The sequence below is a fragment of the Ruminococcus sp. D54t1_190329_F1 genome, from assembly GCF_015551645.1.
Taxonomy (GTDB): domain Bacteria; phylum Bacillota; class Clostridia; order Lachnospirales; family Lachnospiraceae; genus Blautia_A; species Blautia_A faecis.
This window is the reverse complement of the sequence record NZ_JADNDC010000003.1, coordinates 1-19,578: the sequence shown is the minus strand read 5'-3', so window position 1 is coordinate 19,578 and position 19,578 is coordinate 1. Positions and strand designations below refer to the sequence as shown.

Genomic DNA, 19,578 nt, shown 5'->3' with positions numbered 1-19,578 from the left:
TTGCGTGGGGATGAAATAGTTGTTGTAAAGTTGTACTTTTGTATACTAATACTTGAAAAATACAAAATATATGTATATACTAATGATAGTACAAAATGTTCGTTCTTGTATTGTACACATGACTTTATATAACTTTTTCATACCAAGAAAGGAGTGTGCATGCGGGAAAAGAACGCCACATCAATTGAGTACTTTAAGGATCCACGACGGATAGTGGATCTTCTGAATGGAATGGTTTTTCATGGCAGGCAGGTTATTACAGAAGATAATCTGTTGGAGAAAAATCCAGTGCTGCATAATGTCTATCGGGAAAAGAATAAAGTTGTCGCTATAGAAAATACACCAGATCTGTCTGTTGCAGTGACGTGGAAGAGTCTGAAATTTCAGTTTATGATTCAGATACAAACACTGGAGCATTATGCAATGCCGGTCAGACTTTTGCACGAGAAAGGAATTGACTATTATAATCAGTGGAAAAAACTGCAAAAGGATCATAAGAACTGTAATGATTTAAAAGATAATGCCGAGCGGCTTTCGGGAATGAAAAAGACCGATCATTTTTACCCTGTGCTTCAAATTGTAATCTATTTTGGACAAGAGCACTGGCGTGCAGCCTTCAAAATGGATGATCTGACCGGAGCAAATGATTTTCCAGAAGAACTGCAGAAATTATTTTTCGAGACACCAATGCTGCTTTTTGAAGTGTATTATTTCAAAAATATACACTGGTTCCAGACCGATTTACAACAGGTTTGTGGATTTTTGCAAAGAACGAATGACAAAACGGCTTTACGGGAGTATGTAAAGGCAAATGAAGAGGTTTTCTCCAAACTAGAAGAAGACACATTTGACCTACTTACTGTAATGTCGGGAATTAGGGCCATGAAACTTATAAAGAGAGATGTTGAAACGGTGGGAGGTGAATTTGATATGTGCAAGGCGTTTGATGATATGATGAGAGACAGCAAACAGGAAGGTATTCGTGAGGGCAGACGTGAGGGCGAACGTAAGACAGAAGAACGAATGAATGAATTAATTCAAAAGTTAGTCTCTGCTGGGCGTATTAATGATTTATTGCAGGCAAGTAATAATAAAAAGTATCGAAAAAAACTGATGGCGGAGTTGGGAATTGCATAAGGGTAAAATTGGGTGGCAGCCTTTGATAGCAGCCACCCAATTTAATTCCAGAAGAATTACAATTCTTTGGGTAAATATAGTTCAACCTCAGTATTTTCATTTATTACATTGTACTTCACGAGCTTATATGTTACTCTATTCTAAGAATCGCAATTGTATTTGACTAATTCAGGCATATACAGTACTGTCGCCGATAGGAGACATGTTCGTTTATGGAGCAAAGGAACTATGAAGAAAAAAAGAAAAGGTTTTACACTGGCAGAGCTTCTCATTGTTGTTGCCATAATAGCAGTATTGGTGGCAATAGGTATTCCCATATTTACCAGCCTGCTTGAAAAAAGCCGAGAAGCAGCCGATGCTGCAAATATAAGGGCACAGTATGCACAGGTTATGGATGAAGCAATTACAGTCGATGGAAATGTGAATATTGATGGAAAAGATTTTGAAAAAATCAATCTTAGGCAAAAACAGCCAGACTGGCAAACGGAGACAATCCCCAATAGTCTGGGAAATTTTTCTGTTATTGAAGGAATTCCCGGGACACAGGCGTGGGTAGAATATCATGCTGATACAGAAACGGTTTACATTAAGTTTGAGGGAGAAAGCCAAAATGGTGATAGCGGTTCAAATGGGGAAAATAATATCCTGATAGATAGCAGTTTCTGGGATAGCACAGCCGGATGGGAGGTAATAAATGCGAAATTTGAGAATGGAAAGGCAATTCTAACTCCTTCTCATAAGGATAGCGTGCTAAAACGGGGTGGCGATGAAACGATTATGTTACAGGCGAATAAAAAATACAAACTTGTTGTCAATATAGAAGAGTGCGGCGCGAATCTAAAGGTCAGACTGTCTAATAGAAATGGCAATAATATGTACCTTGAACAAAATGTTCAAACATTGGGGAAATATGAATTTGATTATACGCATGAAGAAGGGCACGATGATGATGTGAGAATTTCTTTTGAAGTTCCGAGAAGTCAAGTGGGAAAAGGTCCGGTATGCATTACGTCAGTCTCTTTTATACAGGTAAATAACTGAAAATACAGTTTGTGCAGATGTTTAAAATTGTGAACATAATCGGAAAGAGGCGCTCCGGTATAGGGAGGAATGTGATGTTGGAAAAATTGCTGGAGCTGAAATGGAGCGCAAAAATACGGAAAAGGAAGTAACAGAGCTGATCCTGTCAAGTTCATTGCATTTTAATATTGCAATGGACTTGAACAGGGCATAACTTTCTCTCTAAGAGAATTTTAAAACCTTAAATTATAATTAGTATTTTCATCTTAATCACAGTTTTTATCTTGGTTTATTAGTTATAATTTGTAGAACCATTTAGATTAATTTTTATCCAATTACCACTACCATTTGCAACGGTATCAATATTGTCACTTCTGGGGGGAAAATAATAACTGCAATCTGTTCTGCAAATATAATAATCCTCTCCTTCTTTATATATATCTCCAGCTTTTAACTTTTCCAATCGTAATTCTTTATTATTCCAAATATCTTTTAAATTATCTTTAGTTAGTATTGTTCCTGTTGGTTTGACAAAATAAGCTTGTCCTATGTTGTTATCAGGAGCCGCATAATCATGATAGTTAGTATAACTTGCATTAGTTATAGCAATGTAAAGGAGTCCATTTTTCTTATATGCCAATCCCATATTTATGCTAAATGGTTCCGTAACGCCCTCTTTATTAGGCGGCTGATTAGGATACTGAATTGCACCTATATTTAAATCTTTAATAATGGTATTGGCTGAGCTATCTTCTGTGTCTGAATTATTGGAATCTCCTTTATCTGTATTATTTTCATTCTTATTACTAGCATTATTTCCACTTTCCCAGTAAAATGAAACATACTCCATAGCATCACTAGTAGGTGCATGATATGTGATTTCGCAATACCCATTTGGTCCAGGAATTCCCTTCCAATACGTTTCGCCTGCATTCGATGATACTCCTCCAATAGTAATTGGCAATGGAGTTTGCCAATCGTTTTTCTGCTGTTTTAACGGCGTTACTTTAATGTAATAATCGCCATTATCTTGATATATTTTCTGATCTGTTTTTGTATACGTAGCACTGGTATCCCCAGTAATCGCCGCCATCATCACTTCCGCATACGCTGACCTGACATCCGAAAGATCCACCGCTTCACGGCTTCTCTCAAGCTGACTTGTAAAGATGGGAATGGCGATGGCAACCAATACACCAATTATTGCCACAACGATTAAAAGTTCTGCCAGCGTAAAACCTCTGTCAGACTTCAATTTTCTTTTCATAAACATCCCTTTTTCTTATGTATTTGTTGATAAAATGTATATTTTTCTTTTTAATGATAGCATATAGCTTTTTAGAAATCCATTTGCATTTTCGACAAAATAAGCTGTAATTTTCGTAACATTTGCGAATCAAACAAAAAGACAATAATTATCCAAAACAAGATATCAACTAATGTAAAATTATTAGTACAAGCTGTGCCTGAAAGCCAGTAATTCATATTTTCTGATGCTTTTGAGTGAAACAAAATAGAACACTTGCAAACTCTAGATTGCAATGCTATTATAATGAAAAACATATTTTTAATATATACAATGGTATATCTCCCATCTGATTTATCTAATAATATTTCAGAAATTTATGCTTTTAAATCCGTTAAAAAGGAAAAAAGCAGGAGTTCTGAATGTAATTGTTGGTTGTTGAATGTTAAATGAGGTTTGTACTCTCTGACGTTTTCCAAAAGAAGGAGCACCCGTCAACTCATATGCCGAATATACCGCTGCGAGCTCTCTTTTTTATATCGGCTGAGGCTGATCAAACAGGAAGTACAATCCAAAGGAGGTGGATTTGACATGTGTAAAGCGATTAAAGAGATGCTATGAGTTAGCAGACAAGAAGGAGAACAGGAAGGACGCTTGGAAGGACGGCAGGAAGGTCAAGATGAAATGGCGACCTTGAGCGAGAAACTTATTTTGGCAGACCGTATCAGCGAACTGTTAAAAGCAAGCACCAATCGGGAGTATCGAAATAAGCTACTGGTGGAGTTTGGGTTGGCGTGAGAATGGCGCTAAATCATGTGATTACATGATTTCTGTGCGTCGCGAAGCAGCTGCTGGTCTCGGAGTGAACAGATAAACTGAACTAAAATAATTTAAAATGTGGGACAGTGATTCATCTTGTGTTCTGTGATTTGTCATGCTACTATAAATCTGTAAGTATCTTTTGATACAAGTTATAGTGGAAGCATATCAAACATAAAAACACATGGAGAGAAGAAAAATGCAAAAGAAAAAGAAGAGAATATTCGCAGTCCTTTTGTCTGCAATTCTGGTAGTTGCGCTCACCGGCTGCAGTAAGCTGGGTTCCATTATTAATGAAATTCATGGCTCATTGATCGGAAACAATTATACCGTATATACCTATGATAATTATGGGAATCAGACCTTGAAAACTTCTGGAAAGAAAATCAGCATTACCGGAAATAAAATCGAAACTGTCAGCTATGACAGCGATGGAAGAGCAGTAACCGGCTATGATCTGTCTTCAGTAATCACGATTACCATTGATGGAAAAGAAATCGAAAGCTGCGGAGACACCTGTGTATTTGTTCAGAAGGGGCTGGAACCGGAGGTGGATTTCTCATTGGACGAGGTCAACAGTAACGGTGGGAACGGAATCACGGATAATGCAGCTCTGGCAAGGGTTTTGAACCGGTACAAAAATGATTTCGGCAAATCCAGGGTTGTGGTCATCAAATCCCAGCTTGGACAGCCTATCGCCGCATTTTCCGGGGATAATGTCTATTGGGAAATTCCGGACGATCTGCCGAAAATGACAAAGCTTATGGTCGATGGGAAGGCACTGTACATACACCGGGCGAACTACCAGATTATTGATAAAGACCTTCTTTAAAGATAAGTGCGTATTTAAGAAATCGGATGTTTTATAATGATAGAAAGTGAAAGATAAGAGGAGTTACAAATGGAACTTACAGAACCAGGGCTACGAGTGAAAAATGCAGAAAAAATGCAGCAATCCAAGAGGGCATCAGGGGAAGAAATACGACCAGCGGTATCTGTGATCATGCCCGTATATAATGGTGAGAAATACATCGCCCAGGCAGTGCAGTCTGTTTATGCGCAGAATATTCCACTGGAACTGATTGTCATTGATGACGGCTCTGTTGATGGAACCCGGGAAGTTCTCATTCCATGGGAAAACAGACCGGATTTTGTTTATATAAAAAATGAGCGAAATCTCGGTGCTGCCGGCTCCCGTAACCGTGGTGTGTCTGTTGCGAAAGGCAGATATGTGGCATTTCTGGATGCAGATGACTGGTGGGAAGAAGGAAAGCTGGCGGTACAGCTGGCCGCTCTTGAAATGACCGGTGATGTAATCTGCTCCACAGGACGTGATCTCATGAATCCGGACGGAACCTTTACAGGCAAGTATATTCCGGTTAAATCCAGGCTGGATTATCATGAGCTTCTGAAACATAACAGCATTAACTGTTCTTCCGTTCTGATTCTCCGTGGGGTGGCACTGGAATTTCCGATGGAGCATGATGACAGCCATGAGGATTATATCACCTGGCTGAAAGTCGTGCGAAAATACGGACATGCTACAGGAATCAATAAGCCCTATCTGAAATATCGCCTGTCTCAGGGCGGAAAGTCAAGAAACAAAGCCAAATCTGCCATCATGACCTATCAGGTGTACCGTTACGTTGGCTATGGGCCACTGAGAAGTGCCTGTTTCTTTTTGTCCTATGCACTTCACGGAATCTGGAAATATCGTTAAAGTATTAGAGCCTTTTTCAGACACGCTCTAGTGGGGCTCTCCCATTTTCCTGCGCCATTGTAGGGGAGAGCATCCTGCCTGTTTCCTGAAATATCTGCTGAAATGGGAAAAATCTGAAAATCCGCACATCTGCGCAATCTGCTGGACAGTCAGTGCTTCATTTGTCAGCAGGTTCTTTGCCTTATCCATACGGATCTGAAGCAAATCTGCATGAGGGGTACTCTGGAAAAATTTCTGATAGCAGGAATAGAACTGGCTTTTTTCCAGGCTGACCGTTTTACAAAGCTTTGTGGTGTCCCATGGCTTAGCGTAGTTCGTGAGCATTTCCAGCCGAAGCTTTCGAAATGCAGAATAAAGATTGTCTCCTTCTGTTCCACTTCCATGTATCTGATGGCTTTTAAGTCCCCTTGCAATCGTAATCATAAGCTGCTGAAAGAGAGTATACTCGTATTCATCGGAAAATAAATCATTTGCTATATGTTCTTTGTGAAGGAGCCGGATGCAGGCATCGATCTCTTCACAGTTTCCCGGATAAAAAACAGTGTTAAGTGGGATTCTATACTGTTTTTTCAGATCTGCCTTACAGGAAAAATGAAGGTAGCTGTTCCGGAACCTGTGAACAGCCTTATAATACTGCTCATATCCGGGGGCATAGAGAATACAGGCATTTTCCTTGGAAATACTGAGTTTTTTATCCAGATAAACCTTCATGGGTGTCTTAAAAAGCAAAAACAGATAGTCTCCGCTTCCGTTGGGACGGTAGATCTGATCATAATCAGGGTTTGAATAGTTGTATTCGCAGAACTGAATGGAAAAATCTCTGTCTGCAGATTCGTGAAAATTCATGCTCTGGACTCCTTTCACCATTTTTTTTACTGTAATCATTATCGGAAAAAAAGTCAACTATATCGGAATAAAAAAACTGGTAAAAAAATCGTATGCCATTAAAATAATAGATACATAAAGAGCAGAAAAATGCCATACAATTGGCACCATATAAGGAGGACACCATGAAAAAAGCACAGATCATCATCGATAAATATTTCCTCACCGGCAAGGTGGATAAGCGGATTTTCGGTTCTTTTATTGAACAGCTGGGACGTGCTGTTTATGAAGGAATCTATCAGGAGGGCAGCCCGCTGTCTGACGAGCAGGGCTTTCGTAAAGATACTCTGGAACTGGTAAGGGAGCTTCAGGTTCCGATTGTCCGTTATCCGGGAGGCAACTTTGTTTCCGGCTTTAAATGGGAAGACAGTGTTGGACCGAAGAATCTAAGACCTGCCAGACCGGAACTTGCCTGGGGTGTGATCGAGAACAATCACTTTGGCCTGGACGAGTTCGTGGACTGGGCGAAGAAAGCAGACACAGATATCATGATGGCAGTGAATCTTGGAACAAGAGGACCGGAGGAAGCCAGAAATCTTCTGGAATACTGTAATTTTAAGGGCGGTACCTATTACAGCGACATGCGCAAGACCAACGGTCATGCAGAGCCGCACAACATTAAAACCTGGTGTTTGGGAAATGAAATGGATGGTCCATGGCAGATGGGACATAAGACAGCGTATGAATATGGAAGAACAGCAGCAGAGACTTCCCGTATTATGAAAATGCTGGATCCGGAAATCGAGACTGTTGCCTGTGGAAGCTCTAATCTGATGATGCCGACATTTGGAGATTGGGAGTACACGGTTCTGGACGAGTGCTATGATCTGGTGGATTATATGTCCCTTCACCAGTATTACGGCAATGCTGCTGATGACACCCCTGATTTTCTTGCAAATTCCAAAGGGATGGATGACTTTATTTCCGGCGTAGTCAGCATCTGCGACGCTGTCCGTGCGAAAAAGCATGGCAAAAAGCGCATTAACCTTTCCTTTGATGAGTGGAATGTGTGGTATCACAGCAATGCAGCCGACGAGAAACTGAAAAAATGGGGACAGGCTCCACATCAGCTTGAGGATATTTATAATTTCGAAGATGCCCTTCTGGTTGGGAGCATGCTGATCACTTTACTTCGCCATGCAGACCGTGTGAAAATGGCATGCCTGGCACAGCTGGTAAATGTAATCGCGCCGATCATGACCTCCGATACAGGTGCATGGCGCCAGACTATCTTTTATCCATATATGTACACAAGCATTTTCGGAAGAGGAACTGTGTTGAATACACAGGTACTGGCTCCGGTATATGACAGCAGGAATTACTGTGATGTTTCGTATCTGGATTCTGTGTGCGTATGGAATGAGGAGAAAGATACTCTTACAATTTTTGCAGTGAATAAAAGTCTTGAGGAAGATCTGGAGGTAAGCTGCGATTTGCGCCAGTTTGAAGGCTATCAGGTGAAAGAACACATTGTACTTACTAATGACGATATGAAAGCTGTAAATACAGAAGCGGATCCCGAAAAGGTTGTGCCTGTGGAATCCGCTGCAAGCCGGATTGACGGCGGTAAATTAAGTACTGTGCTTGGAAAACACAGCTGGAATATGATCCGTCTTGCTAAGTAGTCCGGGATAAATATTTGCAGATGCTGTGTTAGAGCGCGTTTGAAAAATCATTCCTGCAATCTGCACCCCGCACATCCTGCAAATCGTTTTTGGGAAGCGTGCACATTGTTGTCATGAAATAAAAAAGTCAGAGATTTCATAACCTGCATGAATCATACTAAATCTCTGACTATATAATTACCAATGCTTCCTACTTCTGCAGATCCGCCTTAATCTGCGTAGTAGAAATCTCCGGTGTCCTCGGAAGGTACACCACGTCGCAGTAAGGCTTCAGAAAGTCAAACTTCCCTTCCCAATCGTCACCCATAACAAAGGTATCTACGTGGTATTCTTTAATATCACTTACCTTCTGCTCCCAGTTCTCCTCCGGAATTACCAGATCTACGTAGCGGATGGCTTCCAGCAGGGATTTTCTTTTTTCATAAGAGAAATAGCATTTTTTATGCTTCTCGTTCCAGTTAAATTCATCTGTAGATAAAGCTACGATCAGGTAGTCACCATAAGCTTTCGCCCTGCGCAGCAGATTAATGTGCCCATAGTGAAGTAAATCAAAGGTACCGTAAGTAATCACTCGTTTCATGAATTGTGTGCCTTTCATAAAGAAATCTGAAAATAGTCTTGCCGGAATGGTTCCAGGCGATTTACATAGAACTATTTTACCACAGTCCAGGTAGAAAGGAAACATAAGATTATTTATCGGGAGTATTGTGCATTGCGAAGCGCGTTACTGTGAATGGAGTGAACAGTAAACAAGAAGTAAACAGTTACCCTTTATCCATGTTGTAAAAGGTATGTTTTAATGTTAAGATGGAACAATAACAGTGCAGATGTGAGCGGTAACGTGAAAACATCTGCAGGCTGCCGGAAACGAAAAAAGGCAGCGGATGAATAAAAGGAAGAGGAAAATAAGTATGAATGTATTTGACATTCTGGGGCCGGTTATGATCGGACCGTCCAGCTCACATACTGCGGGAGCAGCCCGGATCGGTCTGATGACAAGGGCTCTTCTTGGAAAAACTCCGGTGAAAGCGCACATATTTTTGCATGGTTCCTTTGCGAAAACTTATAAGGGACACGGCACGGATAAGGCTCTTGTAGCGGGAATACTGGGAATGCAGACAGATGATGAGCGTATCCGCTTTTCACTTGATGTGGCGAAAAAGGAGGGACTGGAAATTCAGATTGAGACTGGTGAACTGGAGAATACGCACCCGAATACTGCGGAGATCACTTTGACTGCAGCAGACGGGGAAAAGGTGTCTCTTCGGGGCAGCAGTATTGGCGGGGGGAATATCCTGATCACCCGAGTGAATGGAATGGAGGTTGCTCTTACTGGGCAGAATCCTGCTTTGATCGTGCTTCACAAGGATGCACCAGGGACGATTGCTGCGGTTACAGAGCTGATGGCAGAGTATGGGGTGAATATCTGCAATTTTCACTTGGCGCGCGAGACCAAGGGTGGTCTGGCGGTAATGACTATCGAGAGCGACAGCCACTTTGTTCCGGAACTCAATGAGAAGATTAACCGGCTGGAGAATATATATTCCAGCACGATGTTAGAGCGTGTTTGAAGTTCCAGTCGACATACACATTGTCAAATGCGTCCCTTTTTGAAAAACTTCTCACCCCACTAAAAATACGGTAAAGGAGAATTCACTGTGGATCTAAACTACCACTCAATAGAATCCCTGCTGAAAGCAGCGAAGGAGAACAACTGTCGTCTGTCCGCTTTGGTTCTGGAGCAGCAGGCGGAGCAGATGGAACTGCCGAAGCAGGAAATATATAAAAAAATGAGGGAAAACTATCGGGTTATGGCATCCTGTATCCAGCCTGGCAGCGCCCCGGATCTGAAAAGCACAAGCGGCCTCACTGGTGGAGATGCCTATCGCATGCGCACTGCTGTAGAGCAAGGGAAAAATCTTACAGGTCCCCTTCTTGGAGGCGCCCTCTATCGTGCCCTTGCAGTATCAGAACTGAACGCTTCCATGGGAAGAATCGTAGCAGCGCCTACAGCAGGAAGCTGCGGCATTGTACCGGCAGCTGTACTCACCATGCAGGAGCAGTACCAGCTTACAGAAGAGGAATGCGTCATGTCCCTTTTCACAGCATCTGCAGTGGGAATGGTAATTGCCAATAATGCGTCACTTGCAGGAGCGCAGGGAGGTTGTCAGGCTGAGTGCGGTTCTGCATCTGCCATGGCAGCGGCGGCAATTGTGGAACTTGCCGGCGGCACACCTGATATGATCCAGTCGGCAGTAGCCACTGCCCTAAAAAATATTCTGGGTCTTGTATGTGACCCTGTTGCAGGGCTGGTTGAAATTCCATGCATTAAGAGAAATGCATCAGGCGTAGCTGGGGCATTTGTGGCAGCAGAACTGGCTCTGGCCGGAATCCGAAGTGCAATTCCGGCTGACGAGGTGATCTGGACTATGAAAAAGGTAGGAGATGTGATGCCCACTGCCCTTAAAGAAACAGCAGAGGGTGGCCTGGCGGCAACACCTACAGGGCGCAAACTGCACCAGCAGGTTTTTGGAGAAATGAAATAATACATTATTGCGGTTCATCAGTAACACAAAACCACAGGAAAATATTTCAAAACACGTTAAAATATTAAAAAGTTATTCCAAAAACCACAAAAATATGTTATCCTTTATTCATAAAACTGACATGTCTGAAAATAATTATGTCAAAGTATAAAGGTGGCTAAAATGAGCAAGAATACGAAGGAACAGGAAATTCCATATTCCTACCTTGTGGATAATATAAAAATATTTTTGATTTTTCTGGTGGTTTTTAATCATATCATTGCATTCCAGCTGGTTAAAGCAGATCAGGTTGTGCGTTTTGTGTGGTATGGAATTACCATATTTCATATGCCGGCGTTCATATTTATTTCCGGTTATCTGTCCAAGAAGCCTCAGGATGTGATGAAGAATGTTAAGAATTTATTGATTCCATATATTCTGGGTTATACACTTACCTGGGCAGCGCAGATCTGGCTGGGAAATAAAATGGATTATGAACTGCTCCGTCCTTCCGGAACCGTTATGTGGTATGTGCTTGCGTTGTTTGCATACCGTCTGACCATAGAAGCATTTGGAAAAATAAGGTTTATTGTACCTCTCAGCATTATTTTTGCGCTGTGGGCAGGAACCAGAATGGAATTCAGTACATTTTTATCAGCTTCAAGAATTGTGGTATTTTTCCCGTTTTTTGTGGCAGGATATTTATGGAAGAGTGAATACACCAAGGTGATCCGCAAATTTAAAGGCAAGATCGTGGTTGCACTTTTCGTGATCATTCTTCTGTTTGTGGCGACCAATTATATGATCGGAAATAATATTCCGGTAGACCTTTTCCGAGGCAATCATTCCTATCTTGCAAGTGGAATGGACAATGTGCAGGGAATGGTAGTCAGAGGAATGATGTATCTGATTTCCTTTACGGTTATTTTTGCATTGCTGGTGCTGATGCCAGATAAACGCCATCCATTTATTTTCCTGGGAAGAAACACAATGGGAATTTACTTTTTCCATTATCCCATCATGATTCTGATGAACGGACTTATGATCCTGAATATTCCGCAGCTGATGAATGTATGGGCGTTGTTTGGAGTGTCAGTTCTGTTTGTACTGATACTTGGAAGTCTTCCGGTGGACTGGGTCTATACCAATGTTATGGGACTGATCACCTTCATTCTTTTCAAACGTGAGAAGAAGGTTGAGGATGAAGGTCTGGAAGACGAATATGATAGTGAAGAGGAAGACCGGTTTGCAGTACTGGCTCAGCGAAGAATGGCTATCGAAGAGCTGGCTGCCACATGGGATACCTCCTTTGATGCAGAAGAGAAAGAAGATCATGAAGAAGGGCAGTCCTGACGGATTGTCTTTCTTTTCTTATTAAGAAAGAGACAGCAGTTCAGTAGTTTCACAGTAAAAAAAGAGTTATATTTTTGTTAAACCCGGGAATATTTTTTGTAAAGCAGATATTCTTTCATAATGACTTACTATGCAAACTGTGTTATACTAAATGTATTTATTAGTCCCGGACGGCAGCTGGTTCTGATTTGTTGCTGCTCAAGCTATGAACAGTAACCGGGGGAATGAAAGGGAGTATTTTACTGCAGAGTGAAGCTGACAGCAGGGGTTTTAAGGGGAAATACGATGAAAAAAGTAATCACTTACGGAACTTTTGACCTGTTCCACGAGGGACATTATAATATTTTAAAAAGAGCGAAAGCATTGGGCGATTATCTGATCGTGGGCGTGACCAGCGAGAGCTACGATATTGAGCGTGGTAAGCTGAACGTGCGGGACAGCCTTCTGAAAAGGATTGAGAATGTACGCCGTACCGGTTTTGCAGATGAGATCATCATCGAGGAGTACCAGGGGCAGAAGCTCAGCGATATCATCAAGTATAAGGTAGACCTTCTGGTACTTGGTTCTGACTGGCGCGGCAAATTTGACTACCTTAAGAATTACTGTGATGTGGTGTACCTGGAGCGTACCAAGAATATTTCCAGCACCAAGCTGCGCGGTGAGGGAACCACTTACACCGTGGGTGTAGTTACAGATAATGATCAGGACAATGGGATCGTGTGGGAGACAAAATATGTCAGCGGTCTTCATGTAGAGTGCGTTTTTTCTGAGAATGCAGAGGCAGCGGAGTCGTTTTGTGACAAATATGAATTGGATTCCTACTACAGTGTGGAGGCAGATAATGGGGAATGGCAGCAGGGATTTGACTGCTTTTTGTCCCAGGTAGACATAGTTTATATCAAGACCGAGCAGCCTAAGAGGGAGAAATACATCCGCAGATCCCTGGAGCTTGGAAAATATGTGATAAGTGACGCTCCTATGACGAATAATAAGGAGAAGCTGAAGGACCTGTTTGCACTTGCAGCAGCCCGTCATGTACTTCTTGTGGAGAAAATAAATCTGGTGTATCTGCGGGCCTTTAACCAGCTTGTCTGGCAGACACACAGCGCCTTGGTGGGCGATATTGTGTGTGTGAAATGCTCTATTTCCCAGGACCATTTCGAAGGAGGAAGAAGTTTTTCCGAAACTGCAGTTCTGCCTTTGTGTGCTATTATCAAGATACTGGGCAGAAATTACCAGGAAGTGAATTCCAATGTGGTGAAGGACAGATCTGGAAACTGCATTTACGACATGATCACCATGAAATATCAGGATGCTCTTGCCACAATCGAGATTGGCACCACAGTAGATGTGGAGGATGAGTTTGTTGTGATCGGTACGAAAGGCCGTGTGACCATCCCGGGAGACTGGTGGAATACAGGATATTTTGAGGCAAAGATAGACGACAGCAAGGGACTGAAGCGGTACTGCTTTAACTTCGAAGGCAATGGCCTCCGTTACCTTTTGCAGGAGCTGCTTATTATGATCAGTGATGAGAGAACGGAATGTACCAGACTTTTTAATGAGGAATCAGAGACTCTGGCAGACATTCTGGAAATCATAAACCAGAGAGGATAACCAATGACAGAGAAACAGGAACATCTGCTGCAGCTTTTCCGTGAGCTGGATGAGATCTGTAAAAAGAATAATCTGAGATATGTGATGGCGGGAGGAACAGCCATCGGTGTTGTGCGAAACGAGGGATTTATTCCCTGGGATGATGATGTGGACATCTATATGCCCAGAGATGACTGGAATAAACTGGTGGAAATTTCCGGATCCGTGCTTCCGGAGCACCGCGCCCTTCAGTGTGTGGACGTAGACCGCAGCTATACCAATACTTTTCCAAGGTATGTTGCTACGGACAGCTGCGCCCTTCACAAGCATCAGATTATCGGCAGGGACAGTGCCGGTGAGATCATCGATGTGCTTACCCTGGATCCCATTCCCGCAGATGATAAGGAATATGAGAAATACAGAACTCATATGATGATCTACTCTGAGCTGGTAAATATGGTAGTTGTATATGGTGCCCGCTGGGAAATTCCGGTGACTGCCTATCTGCGCTGGCTTTTTTCCTATACATTTCTGGGGAAAGACCGCACATTGAAGAAACTGGAGAAGATCATGTATTCCTATAAGGAAGAGGATTGTCCGCGCTATGCAATGCGCTGGGGCGGCTGTCCGTTCCTTTTTGATAAGGACATGATGTTTCCTGTGAAATATATGAGCTTTGAAAATACAAAGGTAATGGTGCCGCACAGAATGAGTGACTATCTGATCTGGCATTACGGAGATGAATGGTCCTATATTCCACCCCATGGGGAAAGAGAATCCCACGATGCGGTTACGGTAGAGGGAATTACCTATAAAGAGCTTCGGGATGATTATCTGCCGGGAATCCGCAAGGGCAGGCTTCGCAGAGATTCCATCTGGCGCAAGATATATTCTCTTGCAGGCGCGAAGCGGAACCACCGCCTTCAGTATAAGCGCAATCTTCTGCTGGCAAAAAGTACGGTGATGGATCTGGAGGCGCGCATTTCAGAAAGCAGACACAGCCTGAAGGAATTGGTAGAAAAGCGTGACTTTTCCCAATTAAATGAAATCTTTACAAAATATTACCAGGTCCAGCTGAGCTCTGCGTTTATCGGCAGGGAGGATTTTGGCGGAATCTATGCTTTTTATCATCCTGTTTTGCTGGAAGTCAGCGATGTGACTTTTTATGCAGCAATGCTGACGCTGGTTTATACAGAACGGATCGGGAAAGCATGGAGAATGCTGGTGGTGAAAGAGCAGACCGGTACATTCCCTTCTGAACTGGCCCAGTTGAAATCTGATATTGAACTGTTTCGAAGAGCAGTCTGCGATTATGAATTTAAGCGTTATCAGGAAGCAGAGGATACGATGGTGCCGCTGATGGAGCGGTATCCGGAAGTGCCGGGATTTGTGAAATTTAAGAGCCGTTTTCTTATGGAACGCGCTTGCAATGGAATTGATATGGTGGAAGCGGAGCTTTATATTGATGAGGCACTGCGGCTTTTCCCGGAGGACGGGTATTTCCTGAAGTACCAGGGAGAACTGCTCTGGATGAAGGGCAAATGTGCGGATGCTCTGGAAGTTTTTGCAGATGCCCGTGAGAAAACAAATAATGGAATTACCCAACTGGAGTTGGATAAGTTTTTGAATCCTTATGGCAGGGAGACGGTGAAGACTTGTCAGCAGCTTCTGGATGTTGGACAGAAGGATGGGGCGATGAAGCTTATGGCTTTGTGGTACAGACTTCTGCCGGAGAATCCTTCTGTGCGGGAATATTATTATCTGGCCCGCGCAAGTGTTGCGAAAAAGCGTTCTGAGGTGGAAGAACTGATCGGGGAAATTCTAAAGCGCATTGATGCAGAGCGTGCAGAGAGCCCGGGTGAGAACAATGACATCCAGATCTATAAGCGTGCACTGACAAAAGCATGGGAGCGCCTGGGCTATCCAGGTGAGCTGGCAAGGGTTCGCACAGATCTGGTTTACACCAGTGAGGCGGATGATCTGGAATGGCTGGCAGAACGTGCCAAGGACGGACAGATCCGCAAGGAAAAACGAGCCCAGGTGTACAAGGTAATTGGAGATGTGAGAAGAAAACAGGGACAGACGGAGGCTGCGTTCCAGAACTATCTGGAGGCACTGCGGCAGAATGGAAGCGGTTTTGTGCGAACGGAGCTTTCCAGAATATTTCTCACAGATCTGTATGAAGGAAGCAAGAGAGCAGCTGTATATGCAAAAGCCGGAGATGCTTCTGAGTTTTTGAATCAGTGGCTTGGAAAGTATGGAAGTATAGAAGAGATACAGCAGCTTGTGAAAGAATGCTTGTGACACACATCTCGCAGAAAGCCTTTTTCAAACAGGCGCTGGTAACAGTGTGATCACTATGAACAGACAGATGGGAGCAGACGTAGCTTGAACAGAGAAATAAAAGAAGTTGTAAAGCTTCTGGCCGAAATAGATAAAATATGTAAAAGAGAAGGAATTCCTTATTATCTGGGACCACAGCTTACTTTGTGCTGTGTTACCGGGCAGGAGATCACCAGCCCTCATGCAGGCGTGGTCTATATGCGTACTGCGGATATGGAGCGCTTTCGTCTGGCTGTGGAGAAGGAGACTCCGGATAGCAGAATTGTGGAATCCATGAATAACAATAAGCGTTTTTATGGATTTTTCCTTCGCTATACAGATCTGGATACGTTGTGCTTCCGTCTGAATGAAGGCAGGAACTACAAATATCCGGGTATGGGAGTGGATATTCTGCCCCTGCGTGGAAAACAGCGTTCCAGACTCGCTCATTTGTGGACAAGAGCCCAGGAAGTGGGATGGAATGAGCTGGCTGATTATTATGGAGACCGAAAAGGCAGGAAAAAGGCAATCTGCCGTTTTGTCATGAGGCTTCGCCTGGTCACAGGACGTGCCCGTCTGGGAAAAAGCCTTTACCGCATGCTCTGTAAAAGGATGAATGTGGAGGATACCCAGGAATATGTAGTTCGCCTGAAGAAAAAGGCAGTGTATTTTCCAAGGGAAATTTTTGATGAGACAGAAACTGTGGTGATCGATGGCAGGAAGTTTCCGGTGCCGGGAGATACTTATACGTATCTTCAGAAGTATTATGGGGAAGACTACCAGGAGAAGGTTCTGGATAATTATACAGTGAAGCTGTCGGAAATGGTCAGTGCCAGGATCCGATTCGAGGATTATTTTCAGGAAGTGGGAAGTCAGAAGAGCCTGATCCGGAAGCGAAGCCATGCCCGACGAAAGCAGGGACATGCCAACCAGAAAAAGGAATATCTGAACTGGAGCTGGAATTATGTGAAATTCTGTGCATCCAAGATTGAATTGGAGAAATATTATCTGGATAACAAAGAGTATATTATAAATCTTTATAAGAATAAAGATTATCCGGCTTTGGAAAAAGTTTTTGTCCCATATACAAAGGCTATGGTGAAGAGCCTTAAGAATGACGAGGTGTTTATTCCGGATGAGGAGCTTCAGCATATTTATCTGGATATGTTGGGGGTAGCAGGAAGGACAAATCTGAAAAAAAAGGTGGAGAAATTCTGGAAATGAAAGTAACGGATTATATTGTTGAGTTTTTACAGAGAAAAGGGATTCATGATTTCTTTGGATACCAGGGAACCATGATCGCCCATCTGGTTGATTCTATAGAGAAAAATCCTCATACCAGAAGCCATTCCAGCTATCATGAGCAGGGAGCGGCTTTTGCAGCATGTGGATATGCCCAGGCGGGGGAACGGTGTGCATGTGCTTATGCGACCAGCGGCCCGGGTGCTGCGAATCTGATTTCAGGAATCGCAGATGCTTATTTTGATTCTCTTCCGGTTGTTTTTCTTACTGGTCAGCTGAATACTTATGAGTATTCCGGCATCCCGGGACTTCGGCAGCAGGGCTTTCAGGAGATTGATATTGTTGCCATGGCGAAGCCTGTGACCAAGTATGCAGTACAGATCCGGGAGGACGAGGATATTGTAAAAGAACTGAATAAAGCTTATCATATTGCGAATTCTGGCCGGAAGGGGCCGGTATTGATTGATCTTCCTATGAATATACAGCGGGGGGATGTAAAAAATCCGGTTTATGACATAAGTCTGGATGAGATGGGATTTGGTGCAGCTTGCGAGAGTAGCATGGAAGCAACTGCAAACAGCTGCGGAGCAGCAGGCGTGGACATGGCAATGAAGCCGGACGACAGTGGAGTATTAGAGTCTGCAAAAATGGCAGACTGTGAAATATCAGCTTGTGCTGTTTCTGCAGCAGATGCAATCCGTGAAGCACTGGATAAAGCACAGCGTCCCGTAATCATGTTAGGACATGGAGTCAGCGACAAAGCAGTTCGCGACCAGTTATTTACTCTGGCACGTCAGTGGAAAATCCCGATAATCACAAGCGTATTGGAAATGTCAGCACTACCGTGGGACGACCCGCTGAATTTTGGATGCATCGGAGGCGCTTACGGACATCGCTATGCCAATATGATCGCCAATGCGAAAAGTGACTTGCTGATTTGTCTTGGCATTTCCCTTTGCACCCGTCAGATTGGTACGAAAGTTCATGAGTTCGCGAAAAACGCGAAAATCATCCGAGTAGATATTGATAACTATAATTTGCAGCGAAATATTCACGAAAATGGAATTGATGAAATGAAATTCTGTGCAGATGCTGCCGAGGTGATTCGGGCAATGGCAGAAAATGCGGAAAGTGCAGAATCTGATGGTTCGACGATTTATGATTTCAGTGAATGGCTGGCTGTGTGCGCCGATATAAAGAAATCTTTGCGCGCAGTAGATGATTCCATCCCAGAACGCTATCCGAATCGTATGATCGCAGATTTAAGCGACGCTCTTGCAGACACTTCCGCAGTAGCAGTTGACGTAGGACAGCATATGGTATGGAGCTACCAGTCCTTCCATAACCAGAAAGACCAGAAGCTTCTTTTCTCCGGCGGACACGGAGCAATGGGCTATGCTCTTCCAGCAGCAATCGGAGCTTATTACGCCACCGGAAAGCCAGTAGCCTGCATTTGCGGTGACGGCGCATTCCAGATGAACATTCAGGAACTGGAGTGGGTCAAGCGTGAGAATCTTCCTATTACCATGATGGTAATGAACAACCACGCCCTGGGAATGATCCGCCACCTCCAGCGCGACTACTTTGAGCAGGTCTATGCTGATACCTCAGAAGGCAGCGGCTTCTCGTCCTGCAACTTCGCAGAGGTAGCCAAAGCTTATGGAATCAGCAGTGCCTGTATGGAAGCCAATGAGGTTGTTGAAAAAGCGGCAGACTTTTTACATGGCACCGAAGCGCCGAAACTCCTTGAAATCCGCCTGGAGCCCGGCACCTTCGCTTATCCCAAGACCTGCCTGGGCGAACCCATCCACAACCAGCAGCCGTATATCCCGAAGGACGTCTACGACAGACTGATGGATTTATAAAAAATAAATTTATAAGAACCGGGCTATTTTCAATAACACATTGAAAGTATGACCTGGTTCTTGTTATCATAGAGAATAACGAAATTGTTATTTAGTTGATTAAAAGTTCTTTAATGCGGACGCATTTGGACAATGTGTATTACTCACTCGCCGGCGCAACGCTCCAGCGAACTAATCGCTAACTGCGACTAATGCGTTCGGGAGAGCCCTCACGCATAAGTCT

General features: G+C 43.4%; 15 protein-coding genes. 12 read left to right on the top strand and 3 right to left on the bottom strand.

Going from position 1 to position 19,578, the window contains the following annotated elements:
• The first annotated feature begins 159 nt into the window (after window positions 1–159).
• Together I2D69_RS01770 and I2D69_RS01765 are read left to right on the top strand one after the other, a co-directional pair.
• Window positions 160–1,137 (top strand): hypothetical protein, encoded by a 978-nt coding sequence (locus I2D69_RS01770; protein ID WP_173772520.1) that lies wholly within the window; start codon window positions 160–162, stop codon window positions 1,135–1,137.
• A 228-nt stretch (window positions 1,138–1,365) separates the two neighbouring features.
• On the top strand, window positions 1,366–2,178 hold the full coding sequence (locus I2D69_RS01765; RefSeq protein ID WP_195379296.1) for a prepilin-type N-terminal cleavage/methylation domain-containing protein: 813 nt from the start codon (window positions 1,366–1,368) through the stop codon (window positions 2,176–2,178).
• Window positions 2,179–2,449: 271 nt separating this feature from the next.
• Here I2D69_RS01765 and I2D69_RS20400 read toward each other — a convergent pair whose 3' ends face one another.
• A complete protein-coding gene (locus I2D69_RS20400) occupies window positions 2,450–3,424 on the bottom strand; it encodes a type II secretion system protein (RefSeq protein WP_279311172.1) in 975 nt (324 codons plus the stop codon).
• Window positions 3,425–4,421: 997 nt separating this feature from the next.
• On the opposite strand from I2D69_RS20400, the gene I2D69_RS01755 reads away from it, so the two are divergent.
• Window positions 4,422–5,054 (top strand): DUF5052 family protein, encoded by a 633-nt coding sequence (locus tag I2D69_RS01755; RefSeq protein WP_173772516.1) that lies wholly within the window; start codon window positions 4,422–4,424, stop codon window positions 5,052–5,054.
• A 69-nt stretch (window positions 5,055–5,123) separates the two neighbouring features.
• Window positions 5,124–5,942, top strand: a complete 819-nt coding sequence (locus I2D69_RS01750) for a glycosyltransferase family 2 protein (protein WP_320055007.1) — start codon at window positions 5,124–5,126, stop codon at window positions 5,940–5,942.
• A gap of 27 nt (window positions 5,943–5,969) precedes the next feature.
• On the opposite strand, the gene I2D69_RS01745 is transcribed toward I2D69_RS01750, so the two are convergent.
• A complete protein-coding gene (locus I2D69_RS01745; protein WP_173719296.1) occupies window positions 5,970–6,788 on the bottom strand; it encodes an AraC family transcriptional regulator in 819 nt (272 codons plus the stop codon).
• Between the two features lie 164 nt (window positions 6,789–6,952).
• On the opposite strand from I2D69_RS01745, the gene I2D69_RS01740 reads away from it, so the two are divergent.
• Window positions 6,953–8,452 carry an alpha-N-arabinofuranosidase gene (locus tag I2D69_RS01740; RefSeq protein WP_173772514.1) on the top strand — a complete coding sequence of 500 codons (1,500 nt, stop codon included), beginning with the start codon at window positions 6,953–6,955 and terminating at the stop codon, window positions 8,450–8,452.
• 190 nt (window positions 8,453–8,642) lie between these two features.
• Here I2D69_RS01740 and tagD read toward each other — a convergent pair whose 3' ends face one another.
• Window positions 8,643–9,032 carry a glycerol-3-phosphate cytidylyltransferase gene (tagD, locus tag I2D69_RS01735; RefSeq protein WP_118584161.1) on the bottom strand — a complete coding sequence of 130 codons (390 nt, stop codon included), beginning with the start codon at window positions 9,030–9,032 and terminating at the stop codon, window positions 8,643–8,645.
• 331 nt (window positions 9,033–9,363) lie between these two features.
• Between tagD and sdaAB the strand changes: the two genes are divergently transcribed.
• The 7 genes from sdaAB to I2D69_RS01700 all read left to right on the top strand — a co-directional run bounded on the left by sdaAB (window position 9,364) and on the right by I2D69_RS01700 (window position 19,355).
• Window positions 9,364–10,023 (top strand): L-serine ammonia-lyase, iron-sulfur-dependent subunit beta, encoded by a 660-nt coding sequence (gene sdaAB / locus I2D69_RS01730; protein ID WP_118584162.1) that lies wholly within the window; start codon window positions 9,364–9,366, stop codon window positions 10,021–10,023.
• A gap of 87 nt (window positions 10,024–10,110) precedes the next feature.
• A complete protein-coding gene (gene sdaAA, locus I2D69_RS01725; RefSeq protein WP_173719294.1) occupies window positions 10,111–10,998 on the top strand; it encodes an L-serine ammonia-lyase, iron-sulfur-dependent, subunit alpha in 888 nt (295 codons plus the stop codon).
• A 162-nt stretch (window positions 10,999–11,160) separates the two neighbouring features.
• The gene (locus tag I2D69_RS01720) at window positions 11,161–12,330 is read left to right on the top strand and encodes an acyltransferase family protein (protein ID WP_148463606.1); all 1,170 of its coding nucleotides are present in this window, start codon (window positions 11,161–11,163) and stop codon (window positions 12,328–12,330) included.
• A gap of 285 nt (window positions 12,331–12,615) precedes the next feature.
• On the top strand, window positions 12,616–13,947 hold the full coding sequence (locus I2D69_RS01715) for an adenylyltransferase/cytidyltransferase family protein (RefSeq protein ID WP_148463607.1): 1,332 nt from the start codon (window positions 12,616–12,618) through the stop codon (window positions 13,945–13,947).
• A gap of 3 nt (window positions 13,948–13,950) precedes the next feature.
• Window positions 13,951–16,230 (top strand): LicD family protein, encoded by a 2,280-nt coding sequence (locus tag I2D69_RS01710; protein WP_148463608.1) that lies wholly within the window; start codon window positions 13,951–13,953, stop codon window positions 16,228–16,230.
• Window positions 16,231–16,314: 84 nt separating this feature from the next.
• Window positions 16,315–17,472: a LicD family protein gene (locus I2D69_RS01705; RefSeq protein ID WP_148463609.1), complete on the top strand. Its 1,158-nt coding sequence runs from the start codon at window positions 16,315–16,317 to the stop codon at window positions 17,470–17,472.
• The gene (locus I2D69_RS01700) at window positions 17,469–19,355 is read left to right on the top strand and encodes a thiamine pyrophosphate-binding protein (protein ID WP_148463610.1); all 1,887 of its coding nucleotides are present in this window, start codon (window positions 17,469–17,471) and stop codon (window positions 19,353–19,355) included. Before I2D69_RS01705 ends, I2D69_RS01700 begins: the two co-directional genes overlap by 4 nt.
• The last annotated feature ends 223 nt before the right edge of the window (window positions 19,356–19,578 follow it).

Coding starts and splice junctions, on each gene's coding strand:
- sdaAB (WP_118584162.1), top strand. CDS start 9,364: ATGAATGTATTTGACATTCTGGGGCCGGTTATGATCGGACCGTCCAGC.
- I2D69_RS01750 (WP_320055007.1), top strand. CDS start 5,124: ATGGAACTTACAGAACCAGGGCTACGAGTGAAAAATGCAGAAAAAATG.
- I2D69_RS01720 (WP_148463606.1), top strand. CDS start 11,161: ATGAGCAAGAATACGAAGGAACAGGAAATTCCATATTCCTACCTTGTG.
- I2D69_RS20400 (WP_279311172.1), bottom strand. CDS start 3,424: ATGAAAAGAAAATTGAAGTCTGACAGAGGTTTTACGCTGGCAGAACTT.
- I2D69_RS01745 (WP_173719296.1), bottom strand. CDS start 6,788: ATGAATTTTCACGAATCTGCAGACAGAGATTTTTCCATTCAGTTCTGC.
- I2D69_RS01740 (WP_173772514.1), top strand. CDS start 6,953: ATGAAAAAAGCACAGATCATCATCGATAAATATTTCCTCACCGGCAAG.
- I2D69_RS01710 (WP_148463608.1), top strand. CDS start 13,951: ATGACAGAGAAACAGGAACATCTGCTGCAGCTTTTCCGTGAGCTGGAT.
- I2D69_RS01755 (WP_173772516.1), top strand. CDS start 4,422: ATGCAAAAGAAAAAGAAGAGAATATTCGCAGTCCTTTTGTCTGCAATT.
- I2D69_RS01715 (WP_148463607.1), top strand. CDS start 12,616: ATGAAAAAAGTAATCACTTACGGAACTTTTGACCTGTTCCACGAGGGA.
- tagD (WP_118584161.1), bottom strand. CDS start 9,032: ATGAAACGAGTGATTACTTACGGTACCTTTGATTTACTTCACTATGGG.
- I2D69_RS01765 (WP_195379296.1), top strand. CDS start 1,366: ATGAAGAAAAAAAGAAAAGGTTTTACACTGGCAGAGCTTCTCATTGTT.
- I2D69_RS01700 (WP_148463610.1), top strand. CDS start 17,469: ATGAAAGTAACGGATTATATTGTTGAGTTTTTACAGAGAAAAGGGATT.
- I2D69_RS01770 (WP_173772520.1), top strand. CDS start 160: ATGCGGGAAAAGAACGCCACATCAATTGAGTACTTTAAGGATCCACGA.